Genomic DNA, 14,934 nt, shown 5'->3' with positions numbered 1-14,934 from the left:
GATACTAATAGTGTGCTATAATATGAATTAGCAACAAAAAGGAAAGGAATTAGAACAATGACCTTAGAAAATACTAAAAATTTAAAAAAACAAGTTGCTCCTTTTGAAAAATCAACGATTAAAAAAAGTGTTTGGCAACTGATCAACACAATCGTGCCATTTATTATTTTATGGTACCTTGCTTATAAAAGTTTGTCAGTTTCTTATTGGTTAACATTAGTTCCAGCACTGTTAGCCGCTGGATTTATGACAAGGATTTTCATTATTTTTCATGATTGCACCCATTATTCGTTCTTTAAAAGTCGACGTGCAAATAGAATAGTTGGAACGTGTATGGGTGTTTTAACATTATTCCCATTTGATCAGTGGGGGCATGAACATTCTATTCACCACGCTACAAGTGGTAATTTGGATAAGAGGGGTACAGGGGATATTTGGACGCTTACAGTAGATGAATATGTAGCAGCACCATTTAGACTCCGTTTAGCATATCGTTTATATCGCAATCCATTCGTTATGTTTGGGTTAGGCCCGATTTATGTTTTCCTGCTTAAAAATAGATTTAACCGAAAAGGTGCTAGAAAAAAAGAACGTATGAACACTTATTTAACAAATATTTTAATCGTTGCTATTATAGGAATGCTTTGCTGGGCAATTGGATGGCAATCGTTTCTTTTAGTACATGGTTCTATATTTTTAATAGCAGGTTCAATAGGTATTTGGTTGTTTTACGTACAGCACACATTTGAGGATTCTTATTTTGAAGAGGATAAAGATTGGGAATATGTGAAAGCGGCAGTGGAAGGAAGTTCTTTTTATAAGCTTCCTAAAATTTTGCAATTCTTAACTGGTAATATTGGATTCCATCATGTTCACCATTTAAGCCCAAGAGTACCTAACTATAAACTAGAAGAGGCACACAATAATACGCTTCCGTTAAAAAATGTACCAACGATTACGCTTGCTACAAGCTTACAATCACTACGTTTCCGTCTTTGGGATGAGAAAAGTAACAATTTTGTTAGCTTTAAAGATGTCAAAAATATAATTAAAAATAATGTTTCTGTTCGAGTGAAATCTGAACTATAATTGCATCGTATATAATACTCCCCTTAATCATTTTCGATTTAAGGGGAGTTTGTGTTTAAAGAGTAGATGCCAGATAAGAAGAAAATTTACATAATTCAAATTGTAATTGAAGCAGATTAGGAATAGCTCGTACGTAAGTACAAATATAAGATGACAGTAAATGCATTATGTTAACAAATTTATAGTAAATGGGGAATCGTACAACATTATATCCAAAAATAAGAAAAGACTTGAACGGAAATTCCATTCATTTTTCTTGGTGTTCCTCATTCCATACACTTAAATAGGACGCATATTCTAATTCATCTGGATTCTTATGTAACATAGAAATGAATTCTAATTTATTTCCATCACAATCTAGAAAGTATACACTTGCAGCAGGCATCCACCTTTGGACAATTGGCTCTTGATTTCCTTTTCCTTGACTTCCTATCACTGCTATTCGACGTTCCTCTAACCACGCTTTAGAAGTCATTAAAAACTCTAAATTTACACCAAAAGCAAAATGTCTCGGCTCAAAGTCTTCAATGTTATGTACTTCCCATAGTCCAAGCATTTGTTGTTTATTTTCTCCGACCCAAAAGAAAGCCACTCTTCTTTTGGAGAGTTTTCTTGCTAACGTTAATCCTAGCTTGTTTTGATAGAAATTTATTGCGTTTTCTAAATTTCTTACATGTAAATGAGTTTCGTATATGTTCTGTATTATTATGATCATTCCTTTCTTTATTGGTAACTACCAATTAAATAGTGAATGTAATTTTAAAGTTGAAATATGTATAAGCCTAGTAATGTACATCTATATCCGATATACCTAGTTACTATTATATTGAAATTGGAATGTGATAAATCCCACTGAGGTAGTAAGTGTTTAAATGAACACTCTACTACTTTTGTAGGAGAGGGGATATATCTATTAAATTCAGATGAAATCATATTTAAATAATGAAAAACGCTATTCTTTTCGTAAGAATAGAGTTTTTTTATGTTTTTAAGTTGGTGGCCATAGGGTAGAATTTGAAAAATGAGGATTTACAAAGCTAAGAAATTTGACTCCACAAAAAAATCGATTTCCTGTGGAGTTAAAGGAATCGACTTTTTTATTTACCTTGATATATTAACGCAGCTATTAACTTAATAGTAAATAAGTATAATCCACTATTTCTCCCAAAGTTCGATCAATCGACCTTCAGGATCCTTAATCCAAATAAACTTTCCAAATTCACTGATTTCTTCTTTCTTCTCAAGAGGTACACCAATATTCTCAAGATGCTTTATAGTCTCGTTTAGATTATGTACTTCGAAATTTAACATCACTTGTTGTTCTTTTGGAAAATAATTGTCATTCTCTGTAAAGAAAGAAAAGATGGTCTCATTTCCTAACTGGGGTTTAATCACAGTTCCATTCCAATCTTCTATATCAAGTTTCAACACTTCACTGTACCATTTTTTTATAACTTCAAGATTCTTAGTTCTCCAAAATATTCCTCCAAAACCTTTTATCATCGTATCTAACTCCTGTCTATCTTTAAATATATATTAAATATATCAAAACAAAACAGTAATAGTAAGCAGAATCATCAACTTATGAATAGTAAAAATAGTAATTGTTAGTATTATAGTATTTACTACATTAACACTTTCTACAACATCATTAGCAGAACTTGAAATTTCGGGAAAGGTATAGAAATGCTCATTTTTCAACCCAAAGTTCACCTGAGCAATCCAGAACTTAAAGTGTTATAAATAATTCTTTCAATAGTAGGGGGAAATGAGAGAAGGAACGATAAAAGACCACACATGAAGTGAAACGCCATGTGTGGTCTTTTATGTATCGTCAAATATTACGAAGTCTCGCTAATTTTAGTTTCACTATGAGTGTTAGTAGAATTTCTTTTCTTAACTTTAAAGTGATAGTAAGTGTAGCAAAAGATGATAAATGGGACAGTGCAATAGATTCCAAGTCGTTGTTCTGGGATAAAAATAAGACTGATTAATATAATGCCATACAATCCAAAACCAAGAATTGGTACGAGTGGATAAAGTGGCGTTTTAAATTTTAAGTCTTCTAATTTTCCGCCGTCTGCTAAATAATGTTTGCGGAAAAAGAATTGAGAAACACAAATTGACATCCAAACAATAATGGTAATGACTCCGGAAATTGAAATGAGCCACAAGTAAACAGTTTCAGCAGCTACTACGCTTGTCAAAAGAGAAAAAGCAGAAATAGCTATCGTCATGATTAAAGCGTTGAGAGGAATCCCACGTGATGATAATTTCTTTAAAAAGGCTGGAGCCATTTCGTTTTTTGATAAAGACCAAAGCATTCGAGTAGCAGCGTATAGTCCTGAGTTTGCAACAGAAAGAACAGCAGTAAGAATAACAAAGTTCATAATATCAGCTGCATATGGAATACCGATATTATCAAAAACAGCAACGAATGGGCTCTTTGTTAATCCAGCTTCTTCCCAAGGAATTAAAGCAACAAGAACAAAGATTGCTAAGACGAAGAAAAACATCGTGCGCCATATAATATTTCTAATAGAACGAGGTAAAGTTTTTGCTGGATCTTCACTTTCACCTGCTGCGATTCCAACAAGTTCTGTACCTTGGAAGGAATAGTTGACTGTAACCATTGTTAAAAGAATAGCGGCAAGTCCATTTGGGAATAAACCACCATGATTTACGAAATTTGATAATAGCGGAGCGGGTTCGTCACCTTTTAAATCAATAAAACCGAACATAGCGGCGCCGCCAAGAATAATGAAAGCAATAATGGCAGATACTTTTATACTTGAAAACCAAAATTCTGTTTCTGCATAACTACGAGCAGATAATGCGTTAATAGTGAAGATTGTAACGCCAAATATTAAACACCAAACCCAAACAGGAATATCAGGAAACCAGCGCTGCATTGTAATGCCGGCAGTTGTAAATTCAAGACCGGTCGTATTCGCCCAGCTTAACCAATACAACCATCCGATTGTAAAGCCAGTTGCAGGATTGATGAACTTAGTGGCATATTCTTGGAAAGAACCTGAAACAGGCATGGCTACAGCAAGTTCACCAAGACATAGCATAACGAAATACATTAATAATCCACCGGCCATAAAAGCAAGTACGGATCCGCCAGGTCCAGCTTGACTTATAATAAAGCCAGATCCGTTAAATAACCCCGTTCCAATCACACCACCGAGTGCAATCATGAATAAGTGTCTACTTTTCATCGTCCGTTTTAATTCATTGTTTGTATTGCTTACTTGCGCCATTGTTTTCCTCACTTTCATAGTTGATAGAATAAAGTTTGATGTTTTTCCGTATTATGGAATGTATTCCGTGATGCGAAATCTTGTTATAATTTTCAGATAATTAAAAAGAAAAGTCAATATTTTTTTGTTTGCGTTTTCAATTCTTTGTTAGTGATATGTTTTTATTGTTAGAAAATTAAATAAATAGATTGATTTCATTTCGAATGTTTGCTAAATTGATAGTTAATTAAGCATACTAACATATTACGAGTAAAGTTGAGGCGAGTTATGGTACAGTCCATTGATCGAGCGATAAGTATTATTAAATTATTGAATTCTACAAATGAAAAAGAGTATTGGGCTATTTCTGATATAGCTGATGGAACACATCTCCCGGTTAGTACAGTACATAGATTACTTAACTCTTTAATGGAGCATGGGTTAGTTACACAAATTTCAGAGACAAAACAGTACAAAATTGGACCAATGTGGATGGAAATAGGGTTACGTCAATTGGAGAAGGTAGACTACAGATCTGTTGCAAGAGAAGTGATGAAACGTTTAGCTGCTGAAGTGGAGGAAAGTGTCTATTTAAATATTCCAAACGGAACACATTCTATTATCATTGAAAGAATTGATAGTCCTTTAAAAATTCGAGTTATCGATAATCTAGGGGAACAAATTCCACTTTCAATTGGTGCCGCAAATAAAACGATGCTTGCCAATATGAAAACGAATGAAATGGAACATATTGTAGAAAATTTACTTTCTTCATTACCAGAACAAAAGCAAATTCTTCTTAATCAAATAAAGCAAATAAAAAATGAAGGATATGCTGTCAGTTATGGTGAAAAAACAGAAGGGACAGCTTCAGTAGCTGCACCTATTATCGGATTTAATCATAAAGTAGTAGGAGCATTAAGTGTTGGGTTAATTAGTCATCGTATTAATGATGATCGACTATCTTTTCTTATTAGCAAGGTAAAACAAGCGGCTCATGAAATATCAATAAAAATCGGCAGTACATCAGAACTATAATTTTGATAGCTGTCGTCATTTTTTTTATTCATATACTGGAATTAGTTTTCATAATGTGGAAAAATAGGGGGATTTATATGTCAAAGTGGCAATCAAAAGAACAATTGATTCAATTATTAAGCGGTCTTGTTGAAATTCCTAGTATTACCGGTTCAGAAGCTGAAGTAATATTGCCAGACTTTGTTGTGGAACAGTTATCTGATTTACAGTACTTCAAAGAAAACCCGCATCATTTACAAAAAAATCCGACAGGGGACGGACGATATTTTGTTACAGCACTAGTAAAGAAAAGCGATAGTATAAAAAATACTGTAATTCTAGTAAGTCACTTTGATGTTGTAGATGTACAAGATTACGGAGTGTGGAAAGAAGATGCATTTAATCCTAAAAAGTTAACATCTATGTTTTATTCTCATAAAGATGAACTTCCAGACCATGTACGTGAAGATATAGAACATGGGGAATGGCTGTTTGGTAGAGGAACAATGGATATGAAATGCGGTCTAGCATTACAAATGGCAATGATTGAACAAGCATGTGAAGGAAGATTCGATGGGAATGTTCTTTTATTGGCTGTACCAGATGAAGAAGTGAATTCTGTAGGGATGAGGGCCGCTGTTCCAAGACTGTTAGATTTAGCTAGAGAGCATAACTTAGATTATAAAACGGTCTTAAACTCAGAGCCTATGTTTTCAAGACATCCTGGTGACCAAAATAAGTATATTTACACTGGCTCTATTGGTAAAGTGTTACCTGGTTTTCTTTGCTATGGAAAAGAGACACATGTAGGTGAACCTTTTGCAGGCTTAAATGGGAGTTATATGGCTTCATTAATAACAGCAGAATTAGAGTTAAACACAGACCTTTGTGATATTGTAGAAGGGGAAGCGAGTCCTCCGCCAACTAACTTACTTCAAAGGGACTTAAAGGAGGATTATTCTGTACAAATTCCGCATCGTGCAGTTACATTATTTAATTTGTTTTTATTAGAAAAATCAATGACAGATGTAGTTTCATTGTTACGTCAAAAAGTAACGAAAGTAGCAGAGAAAATAGAAGAGTCGTATGAAAAACATGCATATCGTTTTTCTAAATATAATCCATTTATACCACCTAATCTTAAAGTAAATGTATTAACTTATGAAGAGCTTATCACATATGCAATTGAGCAACATGGACAAGAAAAAATAAATCATATTCAATCTAATATTATAAAAAATAGAGAAGATAAAGATGATCGTGCGGTAACGATTGATTTAGTAGATAAATTAGCGATTTTATGTAAAGAAAAGGCACCGATGATTGTACTTTTCTTCGCTCCGCCGTACTATCCAGCTGTGAGTTCGCGCAACAATCCTTTAATAAAAGAGGTAGTTGTAGAAATGGAAAAGTATGCACACTACAATCATAAGATTACATTTGAAAACCAAAATTATTTTGGGGGGATTTCAGATTTAAGCTATGTAGGCTTGCAGTATCCACTGGATTCAATGAGTTCTCTTGTAGACAATATGCCATTATGGGATAAAGGTTATTCAATTCCACTTCAGGAATTAGAAGAGTTTGATGTTCCAGTATTAAATATGGGGCCGGTAGGAAAAGATGCACATCAATGGACAGAACGTCTAGATGTAAACTACGCATTTGAAACACTAATAGATATGTTACCGAAATGCATTGAAAAATTATTAGTTTCTAATAAAATTAGACAATCATAGTAGGGAATAGGTAAGGGATAAAACAGAACCTTTAAAGAAAATTCGAATGAAATTATTTTAATATAATTAAAAAGCGGAACGGCCAAGCTCAATTTTATATGAGTTTGGCCGTTTATCATGTAGTGAATTTTTAATTAAAATTATGTGAATTCATAGCTAACGTAATCTCTTTTATAGTTTTATTTTTTAGTTTGACCAGATAGTTCAACAGACTTTTGCGTACAACGTTGCATAGCTGAAATAATCGCTGTTCGTAATCCTTTTTCCTCTAATGTTGCTACAGCTTCTATTGTCGTTCCACCAGGAGAACAAACCATATCTTTCAATTCACCTGGATGTATTCCTGTTTCTAGTACCATTTTTGCAGAGCCTAACACAGCTTGAGCAGCGAATTTATATGCTTGATTTCTTGGCATACCATCTAGTACAGCAGCATCTGCCATCGCTTCTATAATCATATATACATAAGCTGGTGAAGAACCACTTACAGATGTTACAACATCCATTAATTTTTCACTTACGATCTCTGTTTGACCAAAACTATTGAAAATGTTTAGTACATCTTCTAAATCTTTTTCTGTCACCATTTCATTAGGGCATAATGCAGACATTCCTTCTCCAACAAGAGCAGGAGTATTAGGCATTACTCTTACAACCTTTAATTTTTTATTAAAGGCATTTTCAGTACTTTCAATACTTTTCCCAGCAGCGATCGTAATGATGATAGCATCGTTTTTGATTACTTCTTTTATTTCATTAATTATTGATGCGTATAGGTCTGGTTTGATTGATAAAATTAAAATATCAGCATTTTTAGCTACTTTATTGTTGTCGGTAGTTGTAGTTAGCCCATATTTTTCACTAGCATTTTTTAAATTAGCAGTGTTTAAATCTGAACAAATAATATGATTTGAAGACACTATATTTTTGTTTATCATTCCGCCAATCATAGCCATTCCCATATTTCCGCAACCGATGAATCCAATTTGTTTATCCATAATAACTCAATCTTGCTCCTTTTATAATCAATTATATCGGTTTGATATTATTTTCTTAGAATAATAATAACATCCCTGTGCAATATAAAGAAACATTCTAAGAGAATATATTCCTTTTTGCAACACTAAAAGATAAAAATTAATTATATTCGACATTATGTAAATATATACACTATAATTTAAGATTTTATGTTTATGAATATTAGTTAAACTTATATCATTTTGTATTTTCATTCAGTAGGGCGATAATTTCATACAAATAACTTGTGGCTCTATTTATTTTTAAAAATACCTCTTGACACCGAATCGAACTATATCGCATAATATAAAAAAATTAGATTGAAAATCGTTGAAGGGAATTAGTACATATGTCTTCTTGCGAAAGAGAGTGGAATTCACCGGCTGAAAGATTCCTCGTATAGAATGTATCGAACCTATCCCTGAGTCTTAAATGAAAGTTTAGGCGTTCGCCTGCGTTATAGGCACCAAGTGGATATCTATGTATATCAATTAAGGTGGTACCGCGGAACAATGACCGTTTCGTCCTTTTTATTTTATTAAGGGCGAAGCGGTCATTTTTATTTTGCTCTTAAATAATTCAGTGCAGCATTGATGAGAATAGATATAGTTGCAAAGTGAATGAAGTGTAAATTATAAAAACTTTGATTTTAGACTTGGGGGATAAAAAAGTGAAAAAACAACGAATTGTTGTAAAGATTGGAAGTAGTTCCTTGGCAGATAGTCATGTAGGCATCTCTACAGAACAGCTTTCAGATCACGTTGCCGCATTGGCTCGGTTGAAAGCTGATGGGCACGAGGTTGTGTTAATTACATCTGGAGCCGTTGCTGCAGGGTTTTCAGCGCTAGGATATCCTAGCAGACCTGTAACGATTAAAGGGAAACAGGCTGCAGCAGCTGTCGGACAAAGTTTGTTAATGCAGGCGTACACGGAGGAATTCCGTAAATATGGCATCGTTACTGCGCAACTTTTGTTGACGAGAAGTGATTTTTCTAGAAAAGAACAGTATAGTAATGCTTACGCTACGTTAGGAGAATTATTAAACCGTTCCGCTCTTCCAATAATTAATGAAAATGATTCCATCTCTTTAGAGGAGCTGACGTTCGGTGATAATGATATGCTGTCAGCTTTAGTAAGCGGGCTTGTTTCGGCGGATATGCTTATGATCTTTACAGATGTGAACGGGTTATATGACAAAAATCCTCAGAAAAATGCGGATGCAAAAAAATATTATTTTCTTCCTGAAGTTACGGAAGAAATTTCTTCTCTTGCAGGAGATGCTGGCTCAAAACTTGGGACTGGCGGTATGAAATCAAAAATCGATGCTGCAAAGACAGCACTCTCTCTTGGTGTGAGTGTATTTATCGGAACAGGACGTGGACAGGAAAAGTTTGTAGATGTTTTGAAGGGTAAGGGTGACGGAACGTATGTCGGTAATGCTCCTCAAAAAGAAATGAAGATGAACAAGCAATGGATTGCCTTGCATTCGCTTGTTAGCGGACAAATTGAAGTAGATGCTGGGGCAGCTACTGCCATCATTCAGCATGGTAAGAGTTTACTTCCAGCTGGTGTTACGAATGTATCAGGATTTTTCCAAGTGGGTGAAGTTGTAGAGGTTGTAACGCAACAAGGGCGCGTAATAGGAAAAGGACAATGCACATATAGTGCAGAGGAACTAAGAGATGTAAAAGGTATGCAAAGCCAAGATATTCAAGTAAGAGGCGAGAGACATAGTTATGAAGTCATCCATAGGGATCATTGGGTTTCACTTTAAAAAGGAGGAAATAAAAATGAATGAAGTGTTGGCAAAGGGGATAAAAGCAAAAGAGGTTGTTAGGGAACTTGTACTAAAATCTACAAATCAAAAAAACGAAGCACTTGCTGCAATTGCAAATCAATTAATAAGTGAAACAGCTTATATTTTAGAGGAAAACAAACGGGATATAGAAGAAGGTAAGGCAAAAGGGTTTTCTGATTCTCTCATTGATCGCCTTATGCTGAATGAACAGCGTATTGTTGATATGACAGAAGGGATTAAGCAGCTAATTGAATTACGTGATCCTGTAGGAGAATGTGTAAGTGCATGGGAAAGGCCAAATGGACTATCTATTCAGGAAATGCGCGTACCACTTGGTGTTGTTGGGATGATTTATGAGGCAAGACCGAATGTAACAGTGGATGCTGCTACAATTTGTTTGAAAACAGGAAACGCAGTCATATTACGTGGTAGTTCTTCTGCTATTCATTCTAATAAAGCGATCGTTGCCGTTATTCACAGGGCGCTCAAACAAACAAGCTTACCTCAAGAAAGCGTCCAGCTTATAGAAGATACAACGCGAGATAGCGCAAAGCAGTTGTTTACAATGAAGGATTATCTAGACGTTCTTATTCCAAGAGGTGGCAAACAATTAATCGATACTGTTGTGAGAGAAGCGTCTGTTCCAGTACTTGAAACAGGTGCGGGAAATTGTCATATTTTCATTGATGAAACAGCGGATAAACAAATGGCATTGGATATTATTATAAATGCAAAAACGCAGCGTCCATCTGTATGTAATGCGATTGAAACGATTGTTCTTCATGAGAAGTGGGCAGAGAAATATGGTAGCGAGTTGTTTTCTTCTTTGAAAGGTAGAGGCGTGGAGCTACGTGGTGATCAAAAAGCATTTGCAATGGATTCTTCAATTGTACTTGCTTCAGAAGAAGACTGGGGGACAGAATTTTTATCTCTTACACTAGCAGTGAAAGTGGTTTCCACTGTTGAAGAAGCGATTCATCATATAAATACGTATGGATCTATGCATTCTGAAGCAATTATTACTGAAAATGAGGAAAACGTCAGCAAGTTTTTTACTTCTGTAGATGCCGCGGCACTTTATCATAATGCATCGACTCGTTTTACAGATGGATCCGAATTTGGATTCGGAGCGGAAATTGGTATCAGTACACAAAAGTTACACGTAAGAGGACCAATGGGGCTTCCAGCATTAACTTCTACAAAATATGTGATTCGTGGAAATGGACAAATTCGAAAATAATAATAAAAGACACTCAATTGGCCTGAGTGTCTTTTATTATAAAAATTATTTACCATACAAATAGCCCAACGAGCATAGCACTTAATAAAGAAACAGCCATCCCGCTAACAAGAAGCTTCCAAACATTTTTACCGATGACTGATGATTTTTCTCCGCCAAATAATGAATTGTAAGTTCCGTAAATCATACCTACTGTACTAAAGTTAGCAAAAGAAGCTAGAAATGTCGTTGCAACCGCAACCGTATGCGGTTGTAGCGACTTTAAGTTTGATTTTAAATCCATCATTGCAACAAATTCATTCGTCGTTATTTTGATCCCCATTAATTCAGCTACATACATAGCATCACTGCCTGATAAACCGAGTAAAAATGCAAAAGGACTAAAGATAATGGAGAAGATTTTTTGAATTGTTAACCCCGTTACAAAAAATCCTAAAATCCCATTTAAACATGCTGTTAAAGCTACATAACCAATTACCATAGCTAAAATAACGATAACCATATTCATCCCAACTAACATACTGTTTGAAATAGTAGAAAAGAAATCCTTTTTTTCATGTTTTGAAGGTGTGTAAACAACGTCTTCTTCTTTCGAAACTTCCACAGGATTTAATACATTGGCTAAAATTAATGCGTTAATACAGTTTAATGGGATTGCGCTGAAAATATATGTTGCTGGAACCATTGATAAATAAGCACCAAGAATGGATCCGCTAACGCTACTCATACTCATAATTCCAAAAGTTAATAATCGATTTTCTTTTAAAACAGATAATTGATCACGAACAACCGCAAGTGCTTCGGTGTTTCCTAAAAACATCATTTGAATCGAAAAGAAACTTTCTAACTTTGGTAAACGAGAAATCTTTGAAATAACTGCACCTACTTTATCAATAATCCAAGTTAAGATTCCAAAATAAGAAAGAATATCAAAGAACGTGATAACAAAAATGATAGGAAGTAACGCGCTAAAGAAGAAATCAATGTGTGGACTGTCCATAGCGGAAGGAAATGCAAATCGAATTCCTTCATTCGCACATGCCAGTAGCCAACTGAAAAATGACGCAATTTTATTAATGATAATACTGCCTAGCTTTGTGCCCAACATAAACCACGTAATAAAAAGCTCCAATATGATGAGTATTACAATTGGTCTCCATTTTATATGTTTTTTATTAGGCGAACATAAGAAAACGATTAATATGACAACGAAAATCCCTAACATATTTAATATGAAATGCATGTCAACCACTCCTTGAGCTTTATTATTTGTATATAAAAAAGCTCTTATTCTTCTTAATTTAGAATGAATGTGGTTTAATTTATATTTTTGTAAATTCTAAAAGAATAGAAGGTAAAATTCGATAAAGATAGAATTTAATACATAGCAAACAAGGAGGGGATAAAAATGGAGGTCTATCACATAAAGAGTAAAAAGAGGGAAACATACAACGTTCAGGTGAAATATTCGATACTTTTCGAATGTGCACTTGGCATTGCAGCAATTACTCATAAAAGGTTAATTGATACTCTTGAAAAGACTGAAAGTGAATGGAAAGGAATTAGACAATCATTAACAGATGAGATGGAAGAACACTTACAGTTTGTAGAAGAACATAATACGTGGAAAGCATTGCTTCAGTTATTGTATGAAGAGGATTTTCAAGATTTATCGCAGTTTAATTTTAAAATTGATTTACTTTCAGAAGAAGGTTTGAAGTATATATGTTTACCGTTTTTAGGAGAGAAGTACCAAGAAAAAAGAACTTTAGCGGCAAGTGGAAACGTAACTGCAATACATGAACTAATGGAACTGACACAAGAACATCAGTTTTTCTCTACGTATATTCGTTTTATATGTGATGTTGATGTCCAAGTGCTGAAATCTCATTTAATTGCTGTTATGACAGGTTGGTATGAGAGTGTAATTAAGAAAGAGGAAGAAGAAATACTTTCTATATTAAAACGAGATTATGAAGCAAAAAATGAAATGAATAAAAAGATGAAGCCGGAAGAGTTTGTCGAATGGGCGACTGGCGGAGTGAACTATATGCCAGAGCCAAGTGTTCATCACGTACTTCTTATTCCGCAAATGACGTACAGACCGTGGAATATTGAAGCAGATATTGAAGATACGAAAGTATTTCATTATCCAGTTGCGAATGAAAGCATTCATCCTGAAGATTCGTATGAACCGAATTATTTTTTAGTTCAAAAACATAAGGCTCTTGGGGATGAAGCGAGATTGCGAATTGTAAAAATGTTGTTTGAAAAAGAACGTACTTTACAGGAAATAACGGAAAGATTGCAGCTTGGTAAATCGACAGTACACCATCATTTGAAATTGTTACGTGCAGCGAAGTTAGTTGATATACATGACGGAAAATATGTATTAAGGAAGAAAGCAGTACAGTCGTTAGCAAAAGAATTAGAAGCGTTTTTGAATAGATAATATGCAACAAGAATGTACATAAAGGGAGGAATTTAAGAGAAAAGTTGGTGAGCTATAGTGAAGAGTGTATTGAAAAGTCGTTCTTTCTTTTTTATGTGGATTGGTAGTGCAATCTCAGAATTAGGAGGGGCTTTCGGAACGTTATGTAATTCAATTCTAGTATATGAATTAACAGGATCGGAAATGGCTTTAAGTAGTATGTGGCTATTATATTTCATCCCATCACTCATATTGCAATTAATAAGTGGCCCATTTATTGATAAATGGAGCCGGAAGTGGATTATGATATTTTCACAATGGATACGAGCGTCCATATTTTTATTACCTTTGGTGATGCTAGTGTCGGGTAGTATAGAAGTTTGGCACATTTATGTTGTTCAAATTGTAGTGGGACTTATTACACCACTTTATACACCTGCAAGTCAAGCGATTACACCGAGCATTGTAGGGAAAGAACAACTTCAAGATGCAAATGCGTATATTGATGGGATGACTCGCCTTATGATGTTTCTTGCGCCAGTATTAGGCGGAGTAGTCATTCATTTGATTGGAACAGAACTTACATTATCTTTCGTATGCATATGTTTATTTGTTAGTGGCACTTTCTTATTTTATATAAAAGAAAATAGAACGTCGCAACCTATTCGGAAAACGTGGTTAGAACAATTTCTTCAAGGTTTTACATATTTTTTTAGAAAACCAATCATCGTTTGGCTCGGTATATTTCTTACTTTCGTACAGTTTGGAGTAGGGGTAACGATGGTTACAAATCTTCCATATATAAAAGACGAGCTGTCAGCGGGATATGCAGAGTACGGTTATTTCATGGCAGGTTTTCCACTTGGCTACGTAATTGGCTCAGTATTAGTCGGAAAAGTAACATATAAAAGCCGGCGTATACTTATGCTCGGAGGATTGTTTATAGGGGGACTCACATACATTTCATTAGGATTCAATCATAGTATTATCATTGCAATAATAATTGAAGTAATAGCAGGGATTTGTATTGCATTTTTCAATGTTCATAACACGACAATATGCCAACAAACCGTCCCAAATAATATGATAGGACAAGTATTTTCAGTGCGTTTATTTTTTATACGATCCGCTATGCCATTAGGGGTGTTAGTAGGGGGAATATTGAGTGAAATGTGGGGAGTAAGAGTGCTATATGTAATCATCGGTGCAATTATATGTGTTACATCTTTAATAGGGATGTTACTTCCATATTTCAAATTTTTAGATGAGGCGATAGAAAAGAAATCAGCATAATTCAAAAAATTAAAACTTTACAATTGAAAATAATTATCATAATCAATTATAATAGAAGAATACTA

The 14,934-nt window shown here is 34.5% G+C and carries 12 protein-coding genes and 1 other annotated feature; of the genes, 7 read left to right on the top strand and 5 right to left on the bottom strand.

Annotated features, from left to right (window positions below; all coding sequences use genetic code 11):
• Positions 1–57 precede the first annotated feature (57 nt).
• A complete protein-coding gene (gene desA / locus OXT04_RS04900) occupies positions 58–1,089 on the top strand; it encodes a Delta(5) desaturase DesA (RefSeq protein ID WP_000171496.1) in 1,032 nt (343 codons plus the stop codon).
• A gap of 247 nt (positions 1,090–1,336) precedes the next feature.
• Here the strand turns inward: desA and OXT04_RS04895 are convergent, their stop codons facing one another.
• The 3 genes from OXT04_RS04895 to OXT04_RS04885 all read right to left on the bottom strand — a co-directional run bounded on the left by OXT04_RS04895 (position 1,337) and on the right by OXT04_RS04885 (position 4,355).
• Positions 1,337–1,795 carry a VOC family protein gene (locus tag OXT04_RS04895; RefSeq protein WP_025117857.1) on the bottom strand — a complete coding sequence of 153 codons (459 nt, stop codon included), beginning with the start codon at positions 1,793–1,795 and terminating at the stop codon, positions 1,337–1,339.
• A 449-nt stretch (positions 1,796–2,244) separates the two neighbouring features.
• Positions 2,245–2,592 carry a VOC family protein gene (locus tag OXT04_RS04890; protein WP_000589590.1) on the bottom strand — a complete coding sequence of 116 codons (348 nt, stop codon included), beginning with the start codon at positions 2,590–2,592 and terminating at the stop codon, positions 2,245–2,247.
• Positions 2,593–2,930: 338 nt separating this feature from the next.
• A complete protein-coding gene (locus OXT04_RS04885) occupies positions 2,931–4,355 on the bottom strand; it encodes an amino acid permease (RefSeq protein WP_000079995.1) in 1,425 nt (474 codons plus the stop codon).
• A 267-nt stretch (positions 4,356–4,622) separates the two neighbouring features.
• On the opposite strand from OXT04_RS04885, the gene OXT04_RS04880 reads away from it, so the two are divergent.
• Together OXT04_RS04880 and OXT04_RS04875 are read left to right on the top strand one after the other, a co-directional pair.
• Entirely contained in the window at positions 4,623–5,372 is a 750-nt protein-coding gene (locus OXT04_RS04880; RefSeq protein ID WP_000250751.1) for an IclR family transcriptional regulator, read from the top strand.
• A 53-nt stretch (positions 5,373–5,425) separates the two neighbouring features.
• Positions 5,426–7,090, top strand: a complete 1,665-nt coding sequence (locus OXT04_RS04875; RefSeq protein ID WP_267413546.1) for a M20 family metallopeptidase — start codon at positions 5,426–5,428, stop codon at positions 7,088–7,090.
• A gap of 179 nt (positions 7,091–7,269) precedes the next feature.
• On the opposite strand, the gene proC is transcribed toward OXT04_RS04875, so the two are convergent.
• Complete coding sequence (gene proC, locus OXT04_RS04870; RefSeq protein WP_000360722.1) at positions 7,270–8,088, bottom strand: pyrroline-5-carboxylate reductase; 819 nt, start codon at positions 8,086–8,088, stop codon at positions 7,270–7,272.
• A 340-nt stretch (positions 8,089–8,428) separates the two neighbouring features.
• Positions 8,429–8,639 (top strand) — a binding site (T-box leader).
• 138 nt (positions 8,640–8,777) lie between these two features.
• On the opposite strand from proC, the gene proB reads away from it, so the two are divergent.
• Both proB and OXT04_RS04860 read left to right on the top strand, forming a co-directional pair.
• The gene (gene proB / locus OXT04_RS04865) at positions 8,778–9,881 is read left to right on the top strand and encodes a glutamate 5-kinase (RefSeq protein WP_097822376.1); all 1,104 of its coding nucleotides are present in this window, start codon (positions 8,778–8,780) and stop codon (positions 9,879–9,881) included.
• A gap of 16 nt (positions 9,882–9,897) precedes the next feature.
• Positions 9,898–11,145, top strand: coding sequence for a glutamate-5-semialdehyde dehydrogenase (locus OXT04_RS04860; protein ID WP_001006624.1), 1,248 nt, complete (start codon positions 9,898–9,900; stop codon positions 11,143–11,145).
• A gap of 49 nt (positions 11,146–11,194) precedes the next feature.
• Here the strand turns inward: OXT04_RS04860 and OXT04_RS04855 are convergent, their stop codons facing one another.
• A complete protein-coding gene (locus OXT04_RS04855) occupies positions 11,195–12,388 on the bottom strand; it encodes a NupC/NupG family nucleoside CNT transporter (RefSeq protein ID WP_000545482.1) in 1,194 nt (397 codons plus the stop codon).
• 165 nt (positions 12,389–12,553) lie between these two features.
• Here OXT04_RS04855 and OXT04_RS04850 point away from each other — a divergent pair, with 165 nt between their 5' ends.
• Together OXT04_RS04850 and OXT04_RS04845 are read left to right on the top strand one after the other, a co-directional pair.
• Positions 12,554–13,597, top strand: a complete 1,044-nt coding sequence (locus OXT04_RS04850; RefSeq protein ID WP_000454535.1) for an ArsR/SmtB family transcription factor — start codon at positions 12,554–12,556, stop codon at positions 13,595–13,597.
• 57 nt (positions 13,598–13,654) lie between these two features.
• Positions 13,655–14,869, top strand: coding sequence for an MFS transporter (locus OXT04_RS04845; protein WP_000843855.1), 1,215 nt, complete (start codon positions 13,655–13,657; stop codon positions 14,867–14,869).
• Positions 14,870–14,934: the final 65 nt, after the last annotated feature.

This window comes from Bacillus sp. GC_Bacil_1 (genome assembly GCF_026540675.1).
Lineage (GTDB): Bacteria > Bacillota > Bacilli > Bacillales > Bacillaceae_G > Bacillus_A > Bacillus_A cereus.
The sequence above is the reverse complement of the archived record's forward strand: the minus strand, read 5'-3'. Positions and strand labels throughout refer to the sequence as shown.